The organism is Methylomonas sp. BW4-1 (genome assembly GCF_052474385.1).
This window is the reverse complement of the sequence record NZ_CP184125.1, coordinates 1095481-1119481: the sequence shown is the minus strand read 5'-3', so window position 1 is coordinate 1119481 and position 24001 is coordinate 1095481. Positions and strand designations below refer to the sequence as shown.

General features: G+C 55.0%; 25 protein-coding genes. 12 read left to right on the top strand and 13 right to left on the bottom strand.

The window, feature by feature from the left end; all coding sequences use genetic code 11:
* Positions 1–189 precede the first annotated feature (189 nt).
* Genes ACH5Y9_RS04990 through ACH5Y9_RS04975 form a run of 4 tightly spaced genes read right to left on the bottom strand, consistent with a single transcriptional unit; the run spans position 190 to position 3352 of the window.
* Positions 190–999 (bottom strand): sulfite exporter TauE/SafE family protein, encoded by an 810-nt coding sequence (locus ACH5Y9_RS04990; protein ID WP_445368751.1) that lies wholly within the window; start codon positions 997–999, stop codon positions 190–192.
* Positions 996–1523 (bottom strand): DinB family protein, encoded by a 528-nt coding sequence (locus ACH5Y9_RS04985; RefSeq protein WP_445368750.1) that lies wholly within the window; start codon positions 1521–1523, stop codon positions 996–998. The genes ACH5Y9_RS04990 and ACH5Y9_RS04985 overlap by 4 nt, the downstream gene beginning before the upstream one ends.
* Positions 1520–2398, bottom strand: coding sequence for a branched-chain-amino-acid transaminase (ilvE, locus tag ACH5Y9_RS04980; protein ID WP_445368749.1), 879 nt, complete (start codon positions 2396–2398; stop codon positions 1520–1522). Before ilvE ends, ACH5Y9_RS04985 begins: the two co-directional genes overlap by 4 nt.
* 15 nt (positions 2399–2413) lie before the next feature.
* Positions 2414–3352, bottom strand: coding sequence for a DMT family transporter (locus ACH5Y9_RS04975; protein ID WP_445368748.1), 939 nt, complete (start codon positions 3350–3352; stop codon positions 2414–2416).
* Positions 3353–3500: 148 nt separating this feature from the next.
* Here ACH5Y9_RS04975 and ACH5Y9_RS04970 point away from each other — a divergent pair, with 148 nt between their 5' ends.
* Positions 3501–4913 carry an aminotransferase-like domain-containing protein gene (locus ACH5Y9_RS04970; protein WP_445368747.1) on the top strand — a complete coding sequence of 471 codons (1413 nt, stop codon included), beginning with the start codon at positions 3501–3503 and terminating at the stop codon, positions 4911–4913.
* A gap of 48 nt (positions 4914–4961) precedes the next feature.
* Complete coding sequence (locus tag ACH5Y9_RS04965) at positions 4962–5285, top strand: hypothetical protein (RefSeq protein WP_445368746.1); 324 nt, start codon at positions 4962–4964, stop codon at positions 5283–5285.
* Here ACH5Y9_RS04965 and ACH5Y9_RS04960 read toward each other — a convergent pair.
* Positions 5267–5497 (bottom strand): hypothetical protein, encoded by a 231-nt coding sequence (locus ACH5Y9_RS04960; RefSeq protein ID WP_445368745.1) that lies wholly within the window; start codon positions 5495–5497, stop codon positions 5267–5269. The genes ACH5Y9_RS04965 and ACH5Y9_RS04960 overlap by 19 nt on opposite strands.
* On the opposite strand from ACH5Y9_RS04960, the gene ACH5Y9_RS04955 reads away from it, so the two are divergent.
* Positions 5496–5915, top strand: coding sequence for a DUF4400 domain-containing protein (locus ACH5Y9_RS04955; protein WP_445368744.1), 420 nt, complete (start codon positions 5496–5498; stop codon positions 5913–5915). The genes ACH5Y9_RS04960 and ACH5Y9_RS04955 overlap by 2 nt on opposite strands.
* Positions 5916–6228: 313 nt before the next feature.
* Here the strand turns inward: ACH5Y9_RS04955 and ACH5Y9_RS04950 are convergent, their stop codons facing one another.
* The 8 genes from ACH5Y9_RS04950 to ACH5Y9_RS04915 all read right to left on the bottom strand — a co-directional run bounded on the left by ACH5Y9_RS04950 (position 6229) and on the right by ACH5Y9_RS04915 (position 17418).
* Entirely contained in the window at positions 6229–6408 is a 180-nt protein-coding gene (locus ACH5Y9_RS04950; RefSeq protein ID WP_445369873.1) for a DUF6527 family protein, read from the bottom strand.
* Positions 6409–6566: 158 nt separating this feature from the next.
* A complete protein-coding gene (locus ACH5Y9_RS04945; protein WP_445368743.1) occupies positions 6567–7958 on the bottom strand; it encodes a ThiF family adenylyltransferase in 1392 nt (463 codons plus the stop codon).
* Entirely contained in the window at positions 7955–9088 is a 1134-nt protein-coding gene (locus ACH5Y9_RS04940) for a multiubiquitin domain-containing protein (RefSeq protein WP_445368742.1), read from the bottom strand. Before ACH5Y9_RS04940 ends, ACH5Y9_RS04945 begins: the two co-directional genes overlap by 4 nt.
* Positions 9089–9175: 87 nt before the next feature.
* A complete protein-coding gene (locus tag ACH5Y9_RS04935) occupies positions 9176–12598 on the bottom strand; it encodes a UvrD-helicase domain-containing protein (RefSeq protein WP_445368741.1) in 3423 nt (1140 codons plus the stop codon).
* Between the two features lie 2 nt (positions 12599–12600).
* The gene (locus tag ACH5Y9_RS04930; RefSeq protein WP_445368740.1) at positions 12601–13194 is read right to left on the bottom strand and encodes a hypothetical protein; all 594 of its coding nucleotides are present in this window, start codon (positions 13192–13194) and stop codon (positions 12601–12603) included.
* Positions 13191–13976: a hypothetical protein gene (locus ACH5Y9_RS04925; RefSeq protein ID WP_445368739.1), complete on the bottom strand. Its 786-nt coding sequence runs from the start codon at positions 13974–13976 to the stop codon at positions 13191–13193. Before ACH5Y9_RS04925 ends, ACH5Y9_RS04930 begins: the two co-directional genes overlap by 4 nt.
* A 62-nt stretch (positions 13977–14038) precedes the next feature.
* Positions 14039–16258, bottom strand: a complete 2220-nt coding sequence (locus tag ACH5Y9_RS04920) for a S8 family peptidase (RefSeq protein WP_445368738.1) — start codon at positions 16256–16258, stop codon at positions 14039–14041.
* A complete protein-coding gene (locus ACH5Y9_RS04915; RefSeq protein WP_445368737.1) occupies positions 16255–17418 on the bottom strand; it encodes an AAA family ATPase in 1164 nt (387 codons plus the stop codon). Before ACH5Y9_RS04915 ends, ACH5Y9_RS04920 begins: the two co-directional genes overlap by 4 nt.
* A gap of 651 nt (positions 17419–18069) precedes the next feature.
* On the opposite strand from ACH5Y9_RS04915, the gene ACH5Y9_RS04910 reads away from it, so the two are divergent.
* The 9 genes from ACH5Y9_RS04910 (at position 18070) to traA (ending at position 23992) form a co-directional block, all read left to right on the top strand.
* The gene (locus tag ACH5Y9_RS04910; protein WP_445368736.1) at positions 18070–18468 is read left to right on the top strand and encodes a hypothetical protein; all 399 of its coding nucleotides are present in this window, start codon (positions 18070–18072) and stop codon (positions 18466–18468) included.
* On the top strand, positions 18468–18776 hold the full coding sequence (locus ACH5Y9_RS04905; RefSeq protein ID WP_445368735.1) for an integration host factor subunit beta: 309 nt from the start codon (positions 18468–18470) through the stop codon (positions 18774–18776). Before ACH5Y9_RS04910 ends, ACH5Y9_RS04905 begins: the two co-directional genes overlap by 1 nt.
* Positions 18777–18968: 192 nt before the next feature.
* Positions 18969–19250 (top strand): type IV conjugative transfer system protein TraL, encoded by a 282-nt coding sequence (gene traL, locus ACH5Y9_RS04900; RefSeq protein ID WP_064028648.1) that lies wholly within the window; start codon positions 18969–18971, stop codon positions 19248–19250.
* Positions 19247–19858 carry a TraE/TraK family type IV conjugative transfer system protein gene (locus ACH5Y9_RS04895; protein ID WP_445368734.1) on the top strand — a complete coding sequence of 204 codons (612 nt, stop codon included), beginning with the start codon at positions 19247–19249 and terminating at the stop codon, positions 19856–19858. The genes traL and ACH5Y9_RS04895 overlap by 4 nt, the downstream gene beginning before the upstream one ends.
* The gene (locus ACH5Y9_RS04890; protein ID WP_445368733.1) at positions 19855–20829 is read left to right on the top strand and encodes a TraK protein; all 975 of its coding nucleotides are present in this window, start codon (positions 19855–19857) and stop codon (positions 20827–20829) included. The genes ACH5Y9_RS04895 and ACH5Y9_RS04890 overlap by 4 nt, the downstream gene beginning before the upstream one ends.
* Positions 20829–22202, top strand: coding sequence for a TraB/VirB10 family protein (locus ACH5Y9_RS04885; protein WP_445368732.1), 1374 nt, complete (start codon positions 20829–20831; stop codon positions 22200–22202). Before ACH5Y9_RS04890 ends, ACH5Y9_RS04885 begins: the two co-directional genes overlap by 1 nt.
* A gap of 27 nt (positions 22203–22229) precedes the next feature.
* Entirely contained in the window at positions 22230–23054 is an 825-nt protein-coding gene (locus tag ACH5Y9_RS04880) for a DsbC family protein (protein WP_445368731.1), read from the top strand.
* Positions 23051–23566: a TraV family lipoprotein gene (locus tag ACH5Y9_RS04875; protein WP_445368730.1), complete on the top strand. Its 516-nt coding sequence runs from the start codon at positions 23051–23053 to the stop codon at positions 23564–23566. Before ACH5Y9_RS04880 ends, ACH5Y9_RS04875 begins: the two co-directional genes overlap by 4 nt.
* A 126-nt stretch (positions 23567–23692) precedes the next feature.
* Positions 23693–23992, top strand: coding sequence for a TraA family conjugative transfer protein (gene traA, locus ACH5Y9_RS04870; RefSeq protein ID WP_445368729.1), 300 nt, complete (start codon positions 23693–23695; stop codon positions 23990–23992).
* The last annotated feature ends 9 nt before the right edge of the window (positions 23993–24001 follow it).

The following is a 24001-nucleotide window of genomic DNA, read 5'->3' as shown; positions in this document are numbered from 1 at the left end:
TGTGGACTGAGAAGGTTAACGGAATATCTGGCAGGTTGTTAATTTTCTATATTTGGCACTTCAAGCGATCTATATTTAGCAATCAATATTGCTAAATCCCGCTTCAAATGGTCAATTTGAAGCCTTACTCATGTCTATGCAACTGTTTTTCAACACCCTGTCAATGGTAAATATAATCAAGCCATATTTCTATAACACTGAAAAAAGCATCTTTAGACTAAGCAGAATCAGCAGTAATGCAAAGATTTTTTTTAAAGACGCGACTGGTATTTTGTGAGCCAGCCGAGCTCCGTAAGGTGCTGTAATGAAGCTTGCCGCAGAAATTAGAAGTACGGCTGGAGCGTAAACAAACCCAAACGTATATTCGCTTCCCGATGTCACCGTCCAGCCATTGATGACATAGCCTGCGGTGCCAGCGATGGATATGGGGAAGCCTATTGCGGCTGATGTTCCAATGGCTTTCTTGATATCGACATTTTGCCAAACGAGATATGGAACGGTTAAGGAACCACCTCCGATTGATACCAGCGCAGATATTGCACCAATACCGGAACCAGCAAATAACAACCCGCCATTGCCTGCGAGTTTTCTACTAGCTTTTGGTTTCTTGTCCAAAAACATTTGGCTTGAAACGTAGGCCATGAATAATGAAAAAAACAAGGCAAGATAAAGTGGGCGGGTATTGACTGCTATAAATGTGGCGACAAATGTCCCCAGGATGATGCCAAGCGACATAATTTTAACGATATTCCAAACGACAGCACCTTTTGCATTATGTGCTCTCATACTTGACAAAGAAGTAACAATGATTGACGCCATGGATGTTCCCAATGCCAAATGAATCACTTTTTCAACCGGAATGCCCTGATAAATAAAGATTGTCGTTAGGACGGGTACCATAATCCCGCCACCACCAATACCTAGGAGCCCGGCCATAAATCCGACGAATGTCCCAAGCGCTAAAAAAGATAAAACCCAATGTGTTTCCAACAACATCATATAGTCCTGCTGGTAAAGCCCAACGTAATGCTAACCGGCGCACAAATAAAATCGATGTCGCCGGACTCGCAGCCGCACTGACTCAGCAACGCGGTGATTTGGCCGCGATGATGGGTTTTGTGGTTCAGCAAGGCGGTCAACATGATTGGGACGCTCAGTTCCTTGTCCTGTCCGGTGGACAGGCTGCGGAAAGTGATGCGCCGTTGCAAATCGTCGGTTTGCAAACCTTTAATCCAATCCCGCAAGGCTTGGTCGCAATCGGCTTGCGCCGCCCGCAATTCGGCGAAATCGGCATACAGTTCCAAGTCCAGGCATTGATACGGCACCGGCTGGCCTTGCAAGCGGGCCAGCCAGACGCGATCGCCGAGCAGCAAATGATTCCAGGTGCCGTGTATGGAATGGAAAAATACGCCCCTATCCCGTTTGGGGTCATCTTCGGTCAAGTTGGCGCAGACGTCGTACAAACGCTGATTGACCCACTGGCTGTAACGCGCCTGCAACTGCAAATTTTCCAACAAATTCATTTTTCACCTCCGCATTCTTGGGCTATGGTACGCCGAAAGGCCTGTTGCAAGCGTTGGAATACCGGTCCTGGGCAACTAGGCAATGATCGGCAGTCGATACTGGCCACCGCAATCAGTTCCGCGCCGGTGCCGGTCAAAAAACATTCGTCGGCGGCGTACAAATCGTACACGCCCAACGGCTGTTCACCGATTTCGATGCCGTCGGCGCGCGCCAATTCCAACACCAAATCGCGGGTGATGCCTTCCAGCGCGCCTTCGCTGCAAGGCGGTGTTAACAAGCGGCCGTTGCGCACGATAAAAATATTATCCGCCGTACCTTCGGCCACCCGGCCTTGGGCGTTAAGCAGTATAGCTTCGTCGGCGCCGCCGTGGTTGGCTTCGATTTTGGCCAGAATGTGGTTCAAATAATTCAGGCTTTTGATGCGTGGGTCCAGGCCGTCGGCCGGCACGCGGCGCACCGACGAAACGATCAGCCGCGCCCCGACCTGCTGTTGACCAGTGTCTATCATCATCAATTGGTCGGCGATGGCGATGACATTGGGCTGCGAACAGCTCTTGGGATTCAAACCCAGCGGGCCGACGCCGCGCGTGACCATCAAGCGGATATAGCCGTCGTCGTCGGCAAACGCATCGATCAGCCGTTCGATGATCGCCGTCAATTCGACGGCGGAGAGCGGTATGTCCAGCGCAATCGCCCGCGCCGATAGCGCCAGGCGTTGCAAATGTTGTTGCAGCCGAAAAGCCCTGCGTCGGTAAAAGCGTATGCCCTCGAAGACTCCGTCACCGTACAGCAAACCGTGGTCGTTCACCGGCATAAGCGCTTGGCTGGTGGGCAACAGTTGGCCGTTCAGCCAGGTTATCGAATGGGTACTCATAATATTCTCCTGATGTTAGCGTTGATATGAGGATTTTCTGCCGGCCAAGACGCAGGCGACGACTACAGAGGCGGTTGCCAATTGTTCAATCTCGACGCTTTCGCCGATCAACACCGAACCCGCCGCCATGCTGAGAAACGGCTGCAGCAATTGCAGTTGGCCTATCCGCGCGGTGCCGCCCAGCGCCAGACCGCAATACCAGGCAAAAAAAGCCAGATACATGCTGACCACGCTGACGTAGGCAAACCCTAACAAACTAGGCCAGGTGACCAGCTCGAAGCGCGGCGGCGCGGCTTCCACCACCCACGGCAACAACAGCGGCGCGGTCATCAACAACGCCCAACTGATGGTTTGCCAAGCGCCCAGCTGTTTCGCCAGCCGCGCGCCTTCGGCATAACCGTAGGCCGCGCAGGCAACGGCCGCCAGCAGATACAGATCCGCTTGCTGCAGTCCCGCCGCTCCGGACAGATAGACGAAGACCAGGATGGCCGCGCTACCCGATGCCGTTGCCAACCAAAATTGCCATGCCGGCCGTTCGCCCGACAGCAACGCGCCGAAACCGGCGGTCAACAACGGCGTCAAGCCAACCACCACGGCACCATGCACCGCCGAAACTTGTCGCAAGGCCAATGCCGACAACAGCGGAAAGCCGATCACCACGCCGCCGGCGGTCGCGGCCAACCTGAGCCATTGACCGCCCTTGGGCAAGCGGCCGCCTCGCCACCATAACGCCAATGCCGCCAACAACGATGCGGCAACCGCTCGGCCCAAACCGACGAATACCGGATCGAGTTCCGCCACCGCCAGCCGGGTCGCCGGCAGGGTCAGGCTGAAGCCAAGAATGCCGGCGCAGCCAAACCAATAACCGCGCGTCAGCTCGGAGGATTGGGAAGTCGTACTAGGGTTTCGGCCGCCAGCGGCATACGCGGCGCGGCGCAACAAGCGAAGTTTCATAATGTTGCCCTGTTTGATCGGAGGCGCTACTTTAGGCTATGATCGGGCAATCGATACAGATGCAAACTCTGTAAATTATATCGATACAATTTCGACAAAAATTGAATTGTATCGGTCGCAAAATGCCGAAATTGTATTGCTCGCCGCCATGAATCTTCGTTACGAAAACCTCGCCGAACATTTGCTCAACGCCATCGCGCAGAATCTGTACCGGCCGGGGGAACGCCTGCCCAGCGTGCGCCAGCTCAGTCAGCAACATCAGGTCAGTACCGCGACGGCAGTCAGCGCCTTGCGGTTGCTGGAGGACCAGGGCCATCTCGAAGCCAGGCAGCGCTCGGGCTATTACGTCAGGCAGCGCCCACGCAGTTCGTTGCAGGAACCGGCGATGTCAGCGCCGCCGCGCGAACCGACGCTGGTGACAGGTCAGGAAATGGTGTTGCGTCTGGTCAAGGCCGCCAACGATCCGAGAATCGTGCAACTGGGCGCGGCGGTACCGGCGGCGTCGTTTTTGCCGACCCAAAAAATGGCCCAGCTATCGGCCAACGTCGCCCGCCGTTACAGCCAGCGCATTGCCAATTACGAGTTTCCACCAGGGGCGCCGGAATTGCGCCGGCAAATTGCTCGGCGCATGTCGGAACAAGGCTGCCCGGTCAACCCCAACGACATTCTGATCACCAACGGTTGCCAGGAAGCGATGACGCTGGCTTTGAAAGCGATCACCAAGCCGGGCGACATCGTCGCCGTCGAATCGCCGACCTTTTACGGACTGTTGCAAGTCATCGAGTCGTTATCGCTACGTACGATCGAAATTCCGACTCATCCGCGCGACGGCATCGCGCTGGACGCCTTGCAACTGGCTTGCGAGCAATGGCCGATCAAGGCTTGTATCGCGGTTCTCAACTACAGCAATCCCTTGGGTTACTGTATGAGCGACACACGCAAACGCGCCTTGGTGGAACTGGTCGGCCGCTACCGGATCGCGCTGATCGAGGACGACGTTTACGGCGACCTGGGCTTCGGCCCGCAACGACCGTCGATGGCGAAAAGCTGGGACAGTGATGGACGGGTATTGTATTGCTCGTCGTTTTCCAAATCGCTGTGCCCTGGTTTAAGGGTCGGTTGGCTGGTAGCCGGGCCGTACCTGGAACAAACCGAATACCTGAAATACGTCGGCAACTTGGCAACGCCGACCCACGCGCAATTGACGGTCGCAGAAATGCTGGCGAAGGGCGGCTACGAACGCCATCTGCGCCAGGCGCGCAACCAATACCGGCAAGCCGTGGAGAGAATGACGGCGGCCATCGGCGCTTATTTTCCGCCGGGCACTCGCGTTACCCAGCCGGAAGGCGGCTTCGTGATCTGGGTGGAGTTGCCGGAAACCATCGATGCGACGGCACTGAGCCGGCGCGCCTTGCAGCAAGGCATCAGCATCGCGCCCGGCCCGATGTTCTCGGCCACGCAAAAATACCGCAATTTCATCCGCCTGAATTGCGCGGTGGATTGGGACGAGCGAGTCAATCAGGCCTTGGTCAAATTGGGGCAGATGGTCGGAGGGCAATGACCAGGATTTTACTGCCCTCCCTTCCAATTCAAAGTGGCCGCATCGAACATGACTTTGCGCCAGGATAGTCTGATCGCCCTGCGACTCATAGACAGTGAAACCCAGCAGTTCATTACCAACAACCTACCAAAGATGCGGTTGAAGTACATCATGCTCACCCCAGGCGTGGCCACCAGCGCGACCAATCCCACCGTGTTTTCCGGCAATATCGGCGAACGCTTGATGAAAGAAAAACGCGATTTGTTTGCGCCGCAGTTACTCGGACAACTACCTGACTTGCATTACATCGCCAAGTTATCCGGCGGCCGGATCGTCAAAGAGCGCTTGTCGATACTGCGGTCTGCACTAGATCGTCACGGCACAGGCTCATGACGTACAATCCATTGTTCAGCCTGATGCTCTGGCTTCTGGAAGTGATCCTGGTAGTCAATTTTGTTTCTGACCGCTGGACGCGTGAACTGCGGCGCACCAAAGATTGGATGATGATTGGCTATTTTGGCGCCGATAAAGAATCTCAAATCAGCCCCACCGCGCAGCGCTGGTTTGATCGCTTGCTCTTCAGCACCAGCATCCGAGAGATGCATGTTCCGCTACTTCATTCCGACCGAGCGCGAACGCCAGATGTCCAAATGCTTCGAGGATGTGGGACGCAACGATTTGTTTCCTTTTATCGAAAGCCGGCTCAACGTGCTGTGGGACACCATCTTTCAAATGATCAAGCGCCTGACTACCGCCTGCATTTGGTTGCCCTACCTGGCGACTTCCTTACTGCCGTTTGTCGTCGACGGACTGGTGCGGCGCAAGATCAGCCAGACCAATTTTGACTATCCCAGTCCAATGGCGCATCGTTACAGCATCTATGCCATGCTGGGAGCGTTATACCTTTTTCTGATGGGACTGACGCTGCCATTTCCTGTGCCACCGCAATCTATGCCCATTGGCATCTTTATCGTGGCTTGGGCGATGAATACTTTATTAGCAAATACTCAGAAGCGGGTTTGATTTTCAATTTTGTGAGTTGGTATTGAGCCACTAATTTCTGCCATGTTGCTGACATTTATGTCGCTCAAATTCCGGCTATCATGAACGGCAGGTATTGGTTGCGAAGCTGACTCGTAAATTCATAGATGTACAATGAATTTTATGGACTCGAATCATATCCCTACATCTCCGGCACATACCACCTAAATCGTAAGCGGACAACCAACACAAGTTGAGGCCCGAGGCTATATCCCTTTCTCATACATGCTGCCGTTACAAGATGCTCTGATAGACGGTCCACCTCCATGGATAGGACCGCTATCTCCTGTAGCTTTCAGCACCAATGAACGCGGCCTTTGCGAATCCAAAAATGAGAACGACAGCCATTCTTCAGCCAGACCGACGGAGTAAGCGAGGGCCTGCCCTTTGCGTCCACCGACACATCCCATCGCGGCTTCGCTTCAGCAACGACTAAGAGCTCAATCACATGCCCACAGCCGCATGGACAACGCATGCCCACACACCAATCCTCACCGTCATCACGTGCGAGAACAAGATCTCGCCTGGGTAGTTGATGCGGCAGACTATCACCCTCGATGATGCGCAGCTGGCGACGCGGGCCGAGCTGAGCCCATACGTCACGCCACCACCGCATTATTTTTATCGATATCGTCATAGCGTAGGCGACTTAAGTGCCGGCAAGCCTAGCAGTGGTTCGGCATCGCCTCGTGCGAAGAGTTTATTCGGCCCTCGCTTGAATACGTCCTCGGAGAAGTGTTCTTCTTCACATGCCGCAAGACTGAACTGCGTGCGGGCATAGAGACGGTTGGATTCCAAGCGGAAGGGAAAAGCGCGCGATATAAACTCATTCACACAGGCCGATGCCGCACGCATATTGAGAGTAATCACCGCTGGGGCTTCTTCGGCCAGCCCTTTGAGATAGCCGGCGTTGAGTTCTTGCTGGTGCGCTTCAGGAGCCACCTTCCGAAGATACTCACCGCGCAAACTCTCAGGCGTGTATACCTCGCGATCCTGCAGGGTTGAGCCTCCGGGCTGAACATAGTCGATACGACCGCATACATCGGCGATTGCGAACGCATCGCCTTTCTTACGCACAGGAATGACGACGCCGACGTCAAACAACGGCAGAAGAAACGCTGCCGCGATCAGGTCTGCGATTTGTCGGGCTTCGAGGGTATCAACACAGCAGAAAATAACATCGGACTGAGCTGCCGCAAGCACTGCATCCCGTGTTGCGATCGATGCAGGCACCGGAATGACCACGCCTTCGCCGCGATAAGCGGCCACAGCTTCGGCAAAAGCTTCAACCTTTAGGCGATTCGCATCGGCATCGGCGCGATTCGAGTTGAGGATACGGTTGAGATTTTTCCCTTCGAGCCGGTCGAAATCGATTACGAAAATACGGTCAAATCCGAGACGGGCGAGTTGCTCGCCTACGACCGACCCCGTTCCGGACGCTCCGATCACCGAGGCCGAAAGGCGACCGAGTTCGGCAGTCATGCCACTGGTAAAGGCAACGGGCCAATCATCAGGCCCGTAAAAGCCGGCCTTGTCGTCCCACCAGTAGCACAGATCATCGCCGGCGACCGTCACAAGATCGACCTTACGCGCCTGGATGCTCGGATTGTATAACCGTGCGCGAATCGCGCCGTCAGCCGTCATTATGGCCGAACCATGTAGGGCCCCGAAGGCGTGGAACAAGCTGGGTATGACCTTACGGTCGCTTTCGTCGTCTGCGTCGGAGAATCCAAACAGTCCACCGGGGTGTGAATGGATGAGGATCATGATGGAGTTGGTCGACTCGGCCAGGTCAATAGCCTGTTCGAGGTATTCGCCTGGCCACGTGATGGCATCGCGTTCTCGACGCTTGCAGGCGGCATATGGAACAAAAATGACCTCTCGAACCAGAAAGCGCTGCCGCAGACCTAGTGTACGAGTGCATATCAAGATGGCGGCCGCCTCTAGACCATCTTTCGGAAAAAGGTGCCGCTTCACTTGAGCATGCAGGGCACCGCTAAAGGCCAAAGTGGTTTCAGGAATCATTCGCCAACCTCCTTAGCAAGTGCGGCATCGACTAGCGTGAGCTGAGTCATCACGTTGTCGGTATTGGCGTCCCAAGGTGCCGCAGGACCGCGGTTCCGAGACCAGCCGTGGAATTCGACGCCGAGTAGTGTACCTCGAAGCTGGGTACTAGCGATCACGCGGCCGGATGACAATGCAAGCGGTGGGTGAACATAGAACCCATAGATTTGCGCGCCGGGATAGGTGGGTGGAATTTCCAACGCAACCTTGCTGTGGGAGACGGTGTAGCCGACTGGCAACGGATAGTCATGAAGGAGAAGCCAACGGCGTTCGGCTTCGACTAGGGTTTCCCACTTCAGGCCCAGGCGATTGAGATGCGCCTCATCAACGTCGAGTAGAGAGAACGTGCGACAAGGCACCACAGGTGCCTCCCCGTTGTTGACATCCTTCGGTGTGAGTCGTAGCTTCTCGATACCAGGCGTACGCAGATCAATCACGGTAGAGAGCTCGACCTGCTGCTTTTGCTGGCCGACGATTTTGAGAAAAATATGCCAGCCCTGATCGGGGTTGAACCCGGCCTCAACTAGCGCCTCTCGCACCACAATGGTCGGAGCGAAAAGCTCCAGCACGACGCCCTGTACATTAAGTTTCCACACGAGCTTGCGACTGACAAACGACTCGACACCAACCGCGTCAAGGTCAACGAGATCTTGGTCGTCAACTTGGCAATCGAGCTGATCCTGCCGCTCGAAGTAGATCGCCTTTTCAGTTGGCACTTGGCCAAGCTTGCGCAGCAATCCACCCGAAACGATGTGGCACGGCCAATCGAAACGCTGGCCATCGATCGTTAACCGATAAGAGCGATCGCTTTCGACGATGACGAAGCGCCCATCCTCCCTACGCAGGTCTACCGTCTCATTAGGGCGAACGTCTTCCAGATCGCCGTTTGTCAGAACTTGCAGGACACTAACTCCATCGACCGACTTGAAGCCAGCAATGATAGCGAGCTGTGCACCGGTTGGAGTGAAGTCATCAATATTCACCTGCCGATAGTTCAAGGTTTGATCGGCGATGTCAATGGTACGGCAAATTACCGTACCAACATCTTCGGCAGGAATCCGGCTATCGCCGGCAAAAGTATTAGTTTGCATGTGATTACCTTTCTGTTGGCCCTGCGGGATTGCAGATTTTGGCCTTCAGTTAGTTAATCGCAGTGCATTTCAGAACCGGAAAGTTGTCTACAACTTTTTTATAGTGATGGCACCATCCGGCAGATCACCACAAATGAAGAAACTCGGGCAGCGCGGACAGGCCCGTGCCTCTTCCTTCAATGGGAAATCGCCTGAGCGGAGGCTCTGCATAATATTCTGAACTTTCTGGCGTCGGGTCTCAAGCTTCTTTGCCGAGATTGACATTGGCTCTGTCGTCTTGCTGGTCAAATAGCTTACTTCAACCTGAGCCTGCCCGCCGTAGGCTTGGACGGCTGCGAGATGGAGAATCGTGTATTCGATATCGTCAAACGCATTCGATAGCGGCTTGCCGGTCTTGACCCGCCCCACCACAATCTGCCCTCGATCACTTCTGGTCACGCTATCCGGCTTGACGAGGATATCGCCCTCGGCCCAACCCAGTGAGAGCGGCGCAACCGGCGAGCGAATCCCACTGTTTCGGATTTCGATTAGGTAGTCGACCAAGCCTCGACCGATACGGCGATAGTCTTCTGCATAGCCATGATCTGCCGGGCCCTTGGCTTGCCAAGCATCTTCGAAGCGCAAACTAAGTTCTGATTCGCTAGGGGTTGTAGTCTCATGAACGGTCTTTAGCCAATCGAACACATCACTGACAACGTTATGCATCTTCATGAAAGCTGTTTCCGTGCGTCGCCCGCCAAGTTTAAGCACGTGCGTATACAGAAACCGGCGAGGACATCGCTCGAACAGGTTGACCTGTTTCTCGGTCCAGACCGGCTTTTCCTCCCAGATAATTCCGACGGTGGTTGCCGGTCTCTCCGCCCTGTTCCGCAGTGAGGGATTGGAGGGACGGGCAAGCAAATGATTAATCACCGGAATGAATTTTGAAGGGTTGCGTATCTTCCCATTGGACTGAACCGAGGATGCATAGAGAAAAAGCCGATCACGGGCACGTGACAGCGCGACGAAGAACAAACATTCCTCTTCCTCATCGTGCCCAGCCTTAACCGCTTCCAGTCCGGTCAACCCTAGGGAACCGTGAATCAATCCATCTGGCGGTACGCAGCGCGGTGCCATGTTATTGCGCGGCAAACCGGACGTCACCATACCGGGGATATGCACGATGTCGAATTCGAGACCTTTGCTGCCATGGATGGTCATCAGCCGCACCGCATCAATGCCTTCAGCGACTCCCGGCAGTTGTCGCAGACCGCGATCTTCTGACAGTAGGACAAGACGGCGAATGCGATCAAGCAGACGCACACTGGGAATACCAGTCCCCGATGGCTGGCTGCGGCAGAAGTTGAGGAACTGCCACAACGCCAACCCCTTCATACGACTTTGCGGGTCGCGCGCTAAATGGAGATCCTTCGCCAGCCCGAGCCGGTCGATCACCCATGTGGCCAGGATCGTCCAGGGGTTGCCCATCGGGCTCAGTCCGGCAAAAAGGTCGGCTAAGCGCGACAAGGCAGTCTGGCTTTTTGCCGTAAGACTCGGTAGCATCTCGCCAGCCTGGCTCCAGTCGAGAGCGGCAGCTTTGCTTTCCCTGAGATGTCCGATGATTTGCATGACCTCTTGCAACGGTATCTCGTGCGCCGACATCGTGACGGCCCTCACCAGTCCGACTGCATACGGGTCCGTTAACATCGAAAGCAATGCAAGCAGGTCTTTAATCTCCGGGCGTTCAAAGAGGCTGCCCAGGTGCAGTACCGGAATGCCTCTGGCCTCCAGGCCTTCGGCGATGTCACTCAGGCGAGAATTGGACGCACAAAGTAGCGCCTGCCTGCGGTACGGAATTCCTGCCTCCTGCTGCGCTTGGATCACGGCTGCAATAGCCGAAATTTCATCCTCAGTTGATCTGACCACCCGGAATTCCGGCCGGGCATTCAATACGCCCCGATCAGCAATCAGTTGCAGCGGCAAAGCATCCGCCGAAGCCCTCATCGTGCTGGAGAATTCTGTAAAAACCTCGATGACCTCTTGCCCCGAGCGATAGTTAACCCCCAATTGACGCACCTGCGCGCCTGGGAAATCCACAGCGAATTGCGCCATGTTGGTGGCCGATGCGCCACGAAACCGATAGATGGACTGACGCGCATCACCCACAACCCAAAGATTTCGACCGTCCCCCACGATGGCTTTCAACAAACGCACCGAAGCACGGTTGACATCTTGATATTCATCTACAAGAACATGCTGGTGTCGCGCCTTCAGAGCCACTCTCACTTCGGCATCGGTTTCAACCAGACGCACCGGTAGCGCAACCAAATCACCAAAATCGATCAATTGCCCAGCTGCCATTAGTCGTTCATAGGTTTCGAACAACAGTGCGACCTCCAGACATTTCTCTGCACGCATGGCCGCTTCTTCATCATGACCAGCGTTGTCAGCCATGACTTGCGCCAACGTTCGATACTCTGCCGCATTAATGACCTCGTCCTTGGCGCGCGATATCGCATGGAGCATGTCGCTAAGATCGAGTGCCGGGTCCCACAGATTGCGATAGTGGCGAAGCGGAAGCCGTGGCATCTCATCTTCGAGCAATTCGATTGCTTCTGACCGATCGACTAAGCGTGGATCAGAGGGCAGTCCCAACTTGTCATGAAAGCGACGAATAACATCCAAACCGAACGCATGGAATGTGCCGATCCACATCGCTGCGGCAGCAAAGGGGTTGCTCGCGACCAGCCGCTCGCTCAATTCATTGGCTGCTTTGTTGGAGAAGGTGAGGACGAGGATGGACATCGGGTCCACTCCTTCGGCGAGCAAGCTCTCGATTCGGCGCACAAGCGTTCGCGTTTTGCCAGTGCCAGGTCCAGCTTGCAACTGAAACGCACTATTGCGATGTTCTGCCGCTGCAATCTGAGTCGGGTCGGGGAGCAACGCTGCGGTAGGAACCGCGAATGATTCGGTCGAAAAATCCTCTGGCAGCAATAGCGCATCCAGAAGCTGCTGCTGAACCACCTGCAGCGGCGCACCAAGGCGGGTGGCAATGTCCGTCGAAGAACGTCCGTCGCTCACATGGAGATGTCGGACCACCGAACGTGGCAGGAGAAGTTCACGGGCAAAGAGATCCATCCGGATTTCCCGTCGCTCCCGCGCACCATAGTCGATCACCTTTTCAATGCCGACCAGTGCCTCCTCGGCAGAGCGATCCGGTTCAACTTGCTCTGTCACAACATCCTGTGTGCCGCCCTCCAGCACAACATGCCCAAGTTCATGGGCAATGAGAAAAGCACGGTCGAATTCAGACCCCGTATCCTCGTACAGAATGATCCCGGCCTGACTATCTAAGGCCGCTCGCCCGCCTTTCAGTTGGGAGTCGCCGGACAGCAAGGCATACACATCCAGCGCTCTTCGAGCCGCTTCCTGCCGGACCAAATCGAGCAATTTCCAAGGATCATCACCTGCCGCGACTGCCGCTCGATGAATACGCTCTGCTTCTTGACGAGCGGCCTCGGTCGCGTCCATGACTAGTCCTGCAGTGCCTTGAGGGCGTCCAGTTGAGCCGTCGTGAGATGAGACATCTCAATTGCCTCCGCAAAAGAAATCTGTTCGGTGACCTCCGGCTTCACGGCTGATCGAAAGCTGAGGCCGGAAACCATCGCCGGCGGACTTTGCAGATAGTCCATAACCGATTCAAAGGTCGCGCCCAATTCGGTTGCGAGTTTCTGAACGAAGAGTCGCGGTATCGTCGTAGCCACAATCGCACGATCACGTAGGCGTATCAGCAGCAGATTGGTGATATCGAGTTTCTTTGCGAGCGACCTGAAAGCGGTTGGATTGAGTGCGGCAAACGGGTTTGTAACCAACACATCGTCGGATTTGCCAATGACAATTTGAAACCGCTGCCAAGCCCGATCTACGGCACCTTCCGATATCACTTCGACCTCGTCACTGCGGGTTGCATCCACCATCAGTTCAATCGAGCAGGTGACGAGTGCCTTCGCATGCTCAGGGTACTCCGTCAGGTATTGCTCCAATGTCTTGTGGTCATGTGTCGGCTCGACGGAAAAGGCCAGAAGAACCTCTTCCTCACTAAGTCTTGAATGTTGTTCGGCAGTCATTGTGCATTCTCCTCTTGAAGAATGGCCTTTAGCGTCTTGCAAGCACGATCGCGGCGGTTGCGAACCGTCCTTTCGTCGCACTGCAGGATGCGTGCAATGGTCATAACGTTTTTGTCCTTTGAGTCAATCTGAAAACCTTGCAATAGTAGCCCGACGACCTGCTTTTGATCTTCTGGCAGACTGCCAATCGCGGCGGTTAGCTCCAACCGGAAAACCGGATCGTCAATTCTTTTGGGATCGCCGCTTAGAAAGTTCGCAGCGGCGGCCTCAACCTCGGCTGAAATCTCCAGACCATCGCCCTCTTCCGTGCCCAAAGACACCGTGTCTACTACCGACGGACCAATCTGGCGTAGAGCGGACGTGCGGAAAACCGCGAATGCTTTGTCGAAGCGGATTTCATAGAAATCCAGCAGACCAGTGCGTCCTCTGCAATCTTTGGCAATTCGTTCCGCGAATCGACCCATAATCTCCTCCCGGAGCCCTCGGGCACCAGCCATACGTGAATCAGAGATAACAGAGCATAGGGATTGCTCGATCCGTTTCATAAGAATGCGGAATATCTTTTCAAAATCTCCTTGCATACCATCCGCCCAGGCTCTTCGCATAAAGTAGACCAATGCCTCAGACGGCACATGGCCAGGGCTTTTCCTAGACAGCGTCTCGAATTGTTGAAGCCGCTCTGGAACCTCAACCGTCTCCAGCTTCTTGAGCCACGCTTCAATCTCGGAAGGGCGCTCATACGAGGTACCGTTCTTCATCTTTCGTTTAAGGGGTTCCGGCATTCGTTGCCTCCGTTACAAGTCGCTCAATCTCAAAGTGAAAGGTTCAACATCGTGCTCGCTGCTTACCGGATGCGAATCGGCAGCGATACTTGCGGCTGAATCGGCACCAGCGTTTTCGCGTAGGCGCGCAGAATTTCATTGTAGAGATCGGCATGCTTGGGAGCTTCGACGGTGATGATTAGCGCGTAGCGGATCTTCTCTGCACCGTTCGCTTTGTGTCCGGCTTCACGTGCGTTGTAGTGGATATCGAAAACGGGATTCTTCAGACTGCTACCGCGCATGTTTTTCGCGCTGTGCAAGACTGTTTCCCATTTGCCCATGTCGGAGCGCCGCTCTTCCTCGGTCGCGTACTTCTTCATGTCGAAGAAACTCTTGGTGTCAGCGTTGACCTTGCCGTCTTTGATCTTCTCGTCGCTGGGACGGAATACAACCTCCAAGCCCGCACGTGTGTATGCGGCGGCATCCTGTGGATCGGTCGGCGAGGCATAGCAAAAGGTTGCCTTGAGGCGGATGCTGCCATTCAGGCCACCGACGGGCAGCGGCAATGAGGCGCGGAGGTATTTACCGGGCTTCAGCTCACCTTGATAAACCACACGCGCTACGCCCTCCGAACAGGTGATGATGCTCATCAAATCCTCGGGCACTTTGCCCCATCCTACTTCTAGCTTGTCGTGCTTTGCGGTGTCTGCGGCGTGAACCAGCAGCGCCTTGATCGCCAGCGGCGACAGTTCCGCACCCAAAATGGATCGAATACCGACAGCACTGCGCAGCAGATACGGGGAAGCGAAGCTAGTGCCCAACAGGGGCGAAAGCGCAGCTTTCTTGCCCGGCGACAGCACATGGAAATAATTGCCGGCATTGCCGCCGAAAGCCATCAGATCCGGCTTGACGACACCTGGACTGCGGCCTGGGCCGACTGCGCTATAGGGTGCGCGTGCCCAACTCGCTTCGGTGTCGTTGGCAGCGCCTACCGCCAGCGCGTTGACACAATCGGAAGGCACCTGCACGCGGGCATTGCCGGAGGCGCGGTCCATCTGACCGTTGTTGCCGATGGCCACGGTCATCAAGGTATCGCCGTCGCTCAGTAGATCGTCAATGACCGACGTCCAGGCGTGTACATCGGTATCCTCAATCGGCAAGTCCGGGCCGAGGCTAAGGTTAATAAACTGGTATTGCCGAGAGAGCAGGACCTGTTCGACGAAGCCCAGGGTCCGGTACAACTCCAGCGGATCTTCCGTATCGGCATCCTTGTCGAGCACGCGCAAGTGATCGACATAAGCAAAGGGACGGGCCGCATTGCCGTTCGGCTGGATAGGGCCGAATAGGAATGCGGAGCTGACGGCTAGGCCATGTTCCAAGCCTGCCGGATCGTCCTGCGCATCTTCATCGAGAACGCGATACGAGCGAAGCCATGGACCGATTGCGTGCTGTTTGGGCAAGCCACCATCAAGAATGGCAACCTTGGGCTCCGACGACAGCGGCTGCTCGGTCGGTAAGTTGCAGCCTACAGACACCTCGCCAGTGCGGTACACAGGTCGCATGCTGCGCAACTTGGGCACAGGGCGGATGACGCGCACGAACACGAATTCGGCAAGCCGTTCGATGTGGTCATGTTTGCCTTCGACCGGCACGAACCATAAGTTGCCCGCTGTGAAGCCAAGGTCGCTGTGAACCTTTACGCTGACCTCCTTGGCGTATTTCACGAAAGATTGCTGGACAAACAGGCGACTTTCATCAGGCAGCAAATGGATACCCACCTCGAAGAAGCGATCCTTGATGCTGCCGTAGCTGGCAATGCGTTCATGGGGCGTGAATGCGGAGAACTGCTCGATGTGCGCCAAATCCAGCGCCTCATCGGAGTCGGGCTCGATCTGCTGAGCCCAGTCATTGATGTGGCGAAACGATTGGCGCTTACCGGCGACGAACAATTCGGTCGTTGTGCATTCCTGCGGCTCACCCTTCTTGGTCCAACCGTCGGGCGTCACCTTCACAGTACGACTACCAACCGATTCCAGGCCGACAGTGCGCAGCATTGCCACCGGGAAGAACGACCGGGCAATGTAGCTGGGATTCATTGTCAGTTTCGCAACGCCGAAGTCACCAGGACAGGCATGCGCAGGTAAAGCATCGAGCGCGGTAGCGGTCGCCGAGAACTGAGGCGTTAATCGCTGGGCAGCTTGTGCGAAGGTGTACACCTCAGCATTGCCAGGCATGCGTTTCGGTCCCTTGATGTCGTAAGTCAGCAGTTCGCCGCGCCCGATCAGAAAATTGGTTTGGCTCATGCGTCAGGCTTCCTTTTTGATGGTTTCTTAGTGGTAAGCGGTTGCTCGCTCGTGTACTTGCGAATGGTGTCGCGGCTCACCCCGGTGATGTCTGAGATCGTGTGCTGCGAAAGACGAGTCTGCTTGGCCAGCAGCACCGCCAGATCAATACGCCCCTGACGCTCCAGGACTAGCGCGCGCGATTTAACGAATTCTTCGATCAGGTCGGCGTCTGAGGCTGTACCCAGCGCGACAGCACGTCGAAAACGCTGAAGATCCCGTTCAATGTCGCTAAATGACTCACCATTAAAGACGAAAGTCAGAATATCGATCCAACGCCCAAACAGCGCATAGTCCTGGCCCAGAAATCGTTTGATCGCCTGTTTGACAGCCGGCATTTCTGGTGCCTTGAAATTGATCACAAGATCGAAGCGTCGCCATAACGCAGGATCGATCAGCTCTGCATGATTAGTGGCAGCCAGCAGCAAATTCGTGGCAGGCCACTCATCTACCTCCTGCAGGATGACGGTGACCAGTCGCTTCAACTCACCGATATCGGCGTCGTCACTACGGCGCTTAGCGATGGCGTCAATCTCATCCAGCAGCAATACGCAAGGACCACGTTTCGAGAAATCAAGTGCTGTACGGAGGTTACTTCCGCTACGTCCGAGCAGACTGCTCATGACGGCGGTCAGATCCAATACATACAGCGGCACACCCAATTGCGAGGCTAACCAACGCGCCGTCAGCGTTTTGCCAACACCTGGCGGGCCCACAAAGATGGCGGATCGTGTTGGACTCAGGCCCATTGATGCCAGACGCTCTGTTTGACGGCGCTCTTGGATCAGTTGACTTAAGGTTTCTTCTAGGTCGAGCGAGAGAAGGGGCTGCTCGCGACTGCGGTCGTCCTTGAAAACCTTCAGCAGTGATAGTCTCGATTCGTCGTCGACCGGCACAGTTTGCGTCGGCAATGCGGGTTGCGAGACCTTGCGCATGGTAGTGTTTGAGCGAGGCGCTTTCGTGCGTAGATACAGATCCATTTGTTCAGCCAGCTCTGGATCGGTATTTCGGTACTTTCGTACGAGTCGAGCCACGAACAGCCGCACATCCTCGGTTTGCTCGGCAAGCGCCAGCCTGATTAACTGGGCTAAATCAGATTTAACTTCATAACTTTCGCCCAAAATATCCTCAACTTATTGATTAAAATTATTATTTCTATTACAAAAAATGGAATAGCATTATTTTCTCACTTTTTTACTAAGATGTGAAGAACGACGTTCTTGATACCAAGAGGAGCCCAACGGTTGCGGTCAATATTGCATTGAAAACGAAAAGGGAATTGCTGATTTTTCGGTTAAGTTATAATCCTGCATTGGCTAACTTTGGCCGCACAGCTAAATTTATACAGCAATGAATTCGAAGTGAGCGTGATCAGAAACTGCATCTTTGGCAAACAATGCAATAAAAAATGGGACGAGTTGGTTCAAACGGAAAATCAGGACGTTCGTTATTGTTCAGCCTGTGAGCAAAATGTTTACTTGTGCCAAAACGAATACGCTTTAGCCAACGCGATTCAAGCGAATCGATGTGTTGCCGTCGATATTGAAGAAAACGTGCGGCTTTTAGGTGAACCATTGCCTCCCCCTTATCCCTAGGCTCAAGCCTCTCTCTGCCTCATGAACACAAGCGAAATGGATTGTTTGAAACTATGCGCGGGGAACGCTTTGATCATGACATGCCCGCGGAAGGCATGAGTATCGTCTTGGCCAAAGGCACGTCGATGCTGACGTTTAATTTTTCAGCGTCCCCTCGAGAAATCCAGACCTTTCTGAATGGCAATACATCGTTTGCGTTGTTCGCAAAAGCCGAGCTCATTTTCTTTCTATTCAAAATCGGGCTTTCTGGATTGGTCAGATTTGGCGTTTACCATTCATCTTGCCGGCGATGAGGACATTGATGAGGGTGACGCCTACTTGCCCTTTAATCTGGTCTTGGTGGAACCGAACACCAAAATTGTCAAAGGTCTGCGCATGTTGACCGTCTCACCGGATTTCAGGTCAAGATTGGCTGAGTTGATCCGAGAACAAGCAGCAGAGCCGTTTGAGACGATGACTTACTATCGCGGCATTGGCAGCCTTTATGACAAATATCCCACCGCAAGCGACTTACTCAAACAAGCCGTGATCATCGAACAAGGCGGAAAGACACTACCGATAATGCATACCCGATAATGACTAAATCCCAGCTCATCGAACACATCAGTCTTAAATTGCCCCATTTACAGCAACGCGATGTCGAAATGGCCATTAATATCGCCATCGATGTGATGACCCATCATTTGGCACATGGCCAGCGTATTGAAATTCGTGGTTTCGGTGGGTTCTCGGTGATTCAACGAGCCGCCCGGATGGGACGCAATCCCAAGACTGGCGAACAAGTGAGTTTGCCCATACGGCACGCCACTCACTTCAAACCAGGACTGGATTTACGTGAACGCGTGACCCTTTCCAGAGAGCGATTTCCCTTGATCAAGGACTAGCCTCCCGCTATCCCATGAGTTCAGCATCGCATGGGCTGGGATTCTCTCAGGGACGCTTTGGCTAGTTCAACGCCAAGATTAATTTCAATCTTTTATAGCCCAACTTGCGAAAGCGCGATAAATAGCGAGTTTTCGCAAACGACCTACCGAAAATCCTCTTCACAATAATGACCATCCCAACCGGAGGTCATTATGGAACCCGTTGCCATCCCCCAATCGATAGACGATCCGATCCACATTTTGCTGTGGAGCGCGGACGAGATCGTACCGTTCATGGTCAGCATGCTCACTGGCATGTTGATCGATCAGTTCATTCCCGGCTTGGCGCTTGGATTCATTGCGGTCAAATTTTACCGGCGTTTCCGTGACAACCGGCCTGACGGCTACACCTTGCACGCGTTGTATTGGCTGGGTCTGTTGCCCAGTCGCGCGCAGACCATCCCCAATCCCTATATCCGCCGGTTTCTGCCATGAGATGGTCGGATTTTCTGCAGACCTGGGACGGGCACGAGACCGAGAACCGCTTTAGCCGAGTCGTCATCATAGGTTTGCTGGTCGTTTGCGTGATCACCTCGCTGGCCGCCTGGCGCACCGAGCGCAGCATCATCCTGGTGCCCCCTACCCTCACCCAGGAAGTCGAAGTCACGCGCAGTAGCGCCTCTAGCGAGTTCAAAGAGTCCTGGGGCTTGTTCCTGGCTGAACTCCTCGGCAACACCACCCCAGCCAATGCCGATTTTTTGAAAACTGCGGTCGAGCCATTATTGGCGCCCGATATTTACCGCAGTGTCCTGGATGCCATGAGCGATCAAATCAAGGCCATCAAAATGGACCGGGTCGCGATCAGCTTTACCCCGCGTCACGTCGATTACGAAGCCGAGACCAACAAGGTCTTTGTCAGCGGCGAATTGAAAAGCCAGGGCCCCAGTTCCAAACCCGACGTCAAACCGCGCACCTACGAATTCATCATTGCCATCAAAAACTATCGGCCCCGGCTGGAATACATCGACGTGTATCCGGATTCCCCTCGAACCCTGGAGCGATTGAAATCCACCCAGGGTCAACCTCAAGAGGCTAAACCATGAAACTTGTGCCGTATCCCTGGCTGTTACTCACCCTGGCCGGTTCGGCATGGGCCACCGATGACTTACCCGTGACGGTGTTGCCGCCGGCCACTATCGTGGCCGAAGAGTCATCATCGCCATCACAGCCCGTTGTTCCGTCGCAGCCCGACTTGGATATCGAGTTACCGCCGGTCGATGCCAGCATCTTGAAAGCCGCTAAACAGCAAGCGGCGGCGTCAAACGCAGCATCAGTCACTTCAATCGGTCCGCAACATATTGCCGTCAAACCCGGCATCAACGAACTGATGCCGATTGCAGTCGGTCACTTGAATCGCCTGGTGACGCCGTTCGAACATCCAGTGGTCACGACCACCAGCCAGGCCACGACCAGTACCAAAGGCAAAATCGTCTACGTCGCCACCGCCGACGAAACGCCGGTCACCTTATATATCACCCCCGGCGATAACCAGGACATTGCGCTATCGCTCACCCTGATCCCCAAACGCATTCCGGCGCGGGAAATTCACCTCGATCTGGACAAGGATAGTTACCAATTGCTAAACCAATGGCAACGCTCAGATGCCGGTAATCGAAATTCTGGCCAACAGGAACAAGCCTACATTAGTCAGCTCAAAACCTTGTTTCGGGATTTGGGTTTGCAAACCACCCCAGCCGGGTATTCCCTGCGCGAACCTAAACCCCAAGAGCAAATTCGCTGCCTGCAAGACCGCGTGCAAATTAAAATCGGCCAAGTTCTGGAAGGCCAGGACCGGCTGATATTGGTGGGTCTTGCCAAGAATACCGGCGGCGACATGCTCGAATTCGACGAACGCAGTTGTGCAACGACGCAACAGGACGTACTCGCCGTCTCGGTCTGGCCCAACGTGGTATTGAAACCCCAGGAAGCCACCGAGTTGTATGTCGTGGTCCGACAAGCGCCTGAGGCGTCAGTCAGTTTGCGGCCTTCGTTACTGAGCGGAGGCCAACCCTAATGGCCAGTGTCGATTCGTGGTGGGCACGCTTGAGCCCGGACGCAAAACGCAATCTGGCCGTCGGCGGCATCGGTACCGTGGTATTGGCCGTCATCATCGCTTTGGCCACCGTCACCCCGGAAGTCAGTAAGCCACTGAGCAAACAGGCCACCATTCAACACATTCTGACCGACAGCGATCCGCGCTCCCTGGGCATCGACGGCATTTCCGCGCAATTACGCGATCTGCTGCAAAAGAATGAGGAACAAGCTCGCCGACTGGCGGCCATCGAAGAACAGCAACGCCGCGAGCAGCAATCCGACGAAATCCGCTTCAAACAATGGACCAGCGCCGAGCGCGAGGCCTATGAAGCCAAGCTACAAGCGGTCACCGGTGAAGTCGAGTCGCTGAAGAACAAAGCGTCTACACCGGCAGTGGCCGGCAATCCTGGCGAGACAAGCCAACCGTCCATAGAGCCAATGATGCCGGTAAGACCTTACAACCGCCGCCAAAGCAATCCGCCATTCGACAACGGCCAGGACGATATCAACCGCGTCTTCGAGCAAGCGGCTATTCCTGGACCGACACCCGGCAATACCGGCGTATCGGGAGGACGAGCCAATAGCCAAGCACCGACGGCCATGCAAATTCGGGTTATCCAGGAAGGTACTGACCAATCCAACGGTAAAGACAAAGACACGACTCCGACTCTGGATCGCAGACACTCGAACCATGCCAGCAGCGACGTTTTCATTCCGGCCGGCAGCATTCTGACCGGGGTGCTGTTGAACGGTCTCGATGCCCCGACCGGCAAAAAAGCCAAGAAAGAACCCATGCCGGTCCTGTTCCGGATCAAGAAGGAAGCTATTTTGCCCAATCGCTTCCATGCCGATGTCCGCGAGTGCTTCCTGCTGGCCGCGGGCTTCGGCGACCTGAGTGCCGAGCGCGCCTACTTTCGCGGCGAGACCTTTTCCTGTGTTCGACAGGACGGTGGCGTGATCGAAGTGCCGATGAATGCCTATGCCACCGGCGAAGACGGCAAAAATGGCGTGCGCGGCCGCGTGGTCTCCAAACAAGGTGCGTTATTGGCGCAATCCATGATGGCCGGTTTCCTGCGCGGCTTTTCCGATGCCTTTGGTCGCAACCAGATTCCGGTGCTGATGACCGGCGGTCTGGGTGCGCTATCCGGAACCACGCCGTTCCAAAGCGCCTTTTCCTCGCAGTCGATGGAAGGTGGCGCGTTGAAAGGCGCGGGCTACGCCATGGAACGCCTGTCGCACTTTTACATGGACATGGCCGAGGAGATTTACCCGGTCATCGAAGTCGATGCCACCCGTCAGGTCAACTTCATCGTGCAGAAAGGCACGGCGCTGAAGCTGAAAGCTCCAAACTAATTCGTTCATCTAAACCCAAAGGTCGCCATGACATTAAGCCATATTTCATTATTACTGGCCACGCTATTCGGCACATCGATTGCCTTGGCCGCTAATCCGCCAAAACCTGCTGTCTCGGACATTGCTGCAGGCCTTTTGTCGATCAAGATCGACGGCATGCAGGATTTGCCGATCTCAGGCCTCAAGATGGTCAAGTCCGGCGATCAGACGGTGTTTATCTCCAGTAATGGCCGATTTGCCTTTTATGGCGGCAAATTGATGGACATCTGGACTCAACAGGAGATCAAGGAACTGCCGGATATCGACAAAATCGCCAACCGCATCGACCTGTCGCGAATGAAACTCAAGGCTGATGAGTTGGGCGCGGTGACCGTCGGCCATGGCGAAGCCCAGGTACTGGTGTTCATCGATCCACGCTGCCCATACTGCGGCAAGGTCATGAAAGACCTGCAAGCCTTGCAAGACCACTACACCTTCAAACTGGTCATGGTCCCCATCTTAGGCCCCGAATCGCAAAACATCGTCGTGCAACTGGCCTGCCAGTTAGGGGAAAGCGATACCAAAGCCAAAGACGCGGTGCGTGACCGACTGATGAAACAGGATTACGCCGGCTTACCGACCGAACCGCCGGTTCAGTGCAACAAAGAGCCGCTGCAGAAAGCCGTGGTTACCGCCAAGTTGTTCGATTTGAAAGGCGTACCGTTTCTGATCGCCCCGGACGGCCGCACCCACAGTGGTGCACCCGAGGTGTTAGCCGATTGGTTGGCCGACAAGCAGAAACCGTCGCCCAGTCTGGCAACGACACCCGCTACAAAAGCCCCAATCGCAAACGCACCGGAGAAGCAGCCTTGAAACCCATGCACGCAAATTCCCTGACTTTCATCGCCCTCTTGCTGATGGTGTTAACCACCGGCTGCGCCACCACCGATTACGGCTGTAAAGGCATGCCGGACGAACCCAGTTGCCTATCGACCACGCAAGCTTATCAGGTCACCAATACGGCGATAACGGAAGCCTCTCCGGAAAACAGCCAGGGATCGGAACTCAATTCGAAACCGGTATTCGCGCCGCCGTTACAGCAACCCGTCCCCAAAATCGAGGATCCCACCCCGATTCGTACACCCTCCCAGGTCATGCGCATCTGGATCGCACCCTGGGAAGATGCCGAGGGCGATTTGATGGTGTCCAACTACGTCTACACCGAACTGGAACCCCGGCGCTGGATGATTGGCAAGGCGGCACCGACAGCCAGTTCGTCGTTGATTCCGTTGCAAATCGAACAACGTCCACCGGAGAAACCGCCAACCGGCCAGGCAAATGACAATGACGGTCCTGCAACCCGGCTGGATCAAAAGCTGCCTTGATCCTTAAACCCTTTTACCGCAGGTCTCACACCCCCTGCGAGCCTGAGCGGGCAACCGCTTAAAACTGCCGGACTCAGCGTCCGAGATTCGACGGGCAACCGTCTTTTAACTTAAGAGGACATTCTGATGAAAACATCCCATCGTACCGGGGTCTTGGTAGCCCTGACATCGTTATTTTTTATGCTGATGGCATCCGACGCCATGGCCGGTGCCGGCGGCACCGAGTTCAACAACGTCTGGACCTTGCTGACCGGCTGGGTGGAAGGCTTGCTCGGCCGTATCATCGCCATCGTGTTCGTCATCGTCGGCCTGGTCGCCGGGGTCGTACGCGGCAGCATCATGGGCTTTGTGCTGGGGATTGCCAGCGGGGTCGGCCTGTTTGCGGCGCCGACCATCATCACCAACATCGTCACTGCCACGATTTAGGCGTACGAC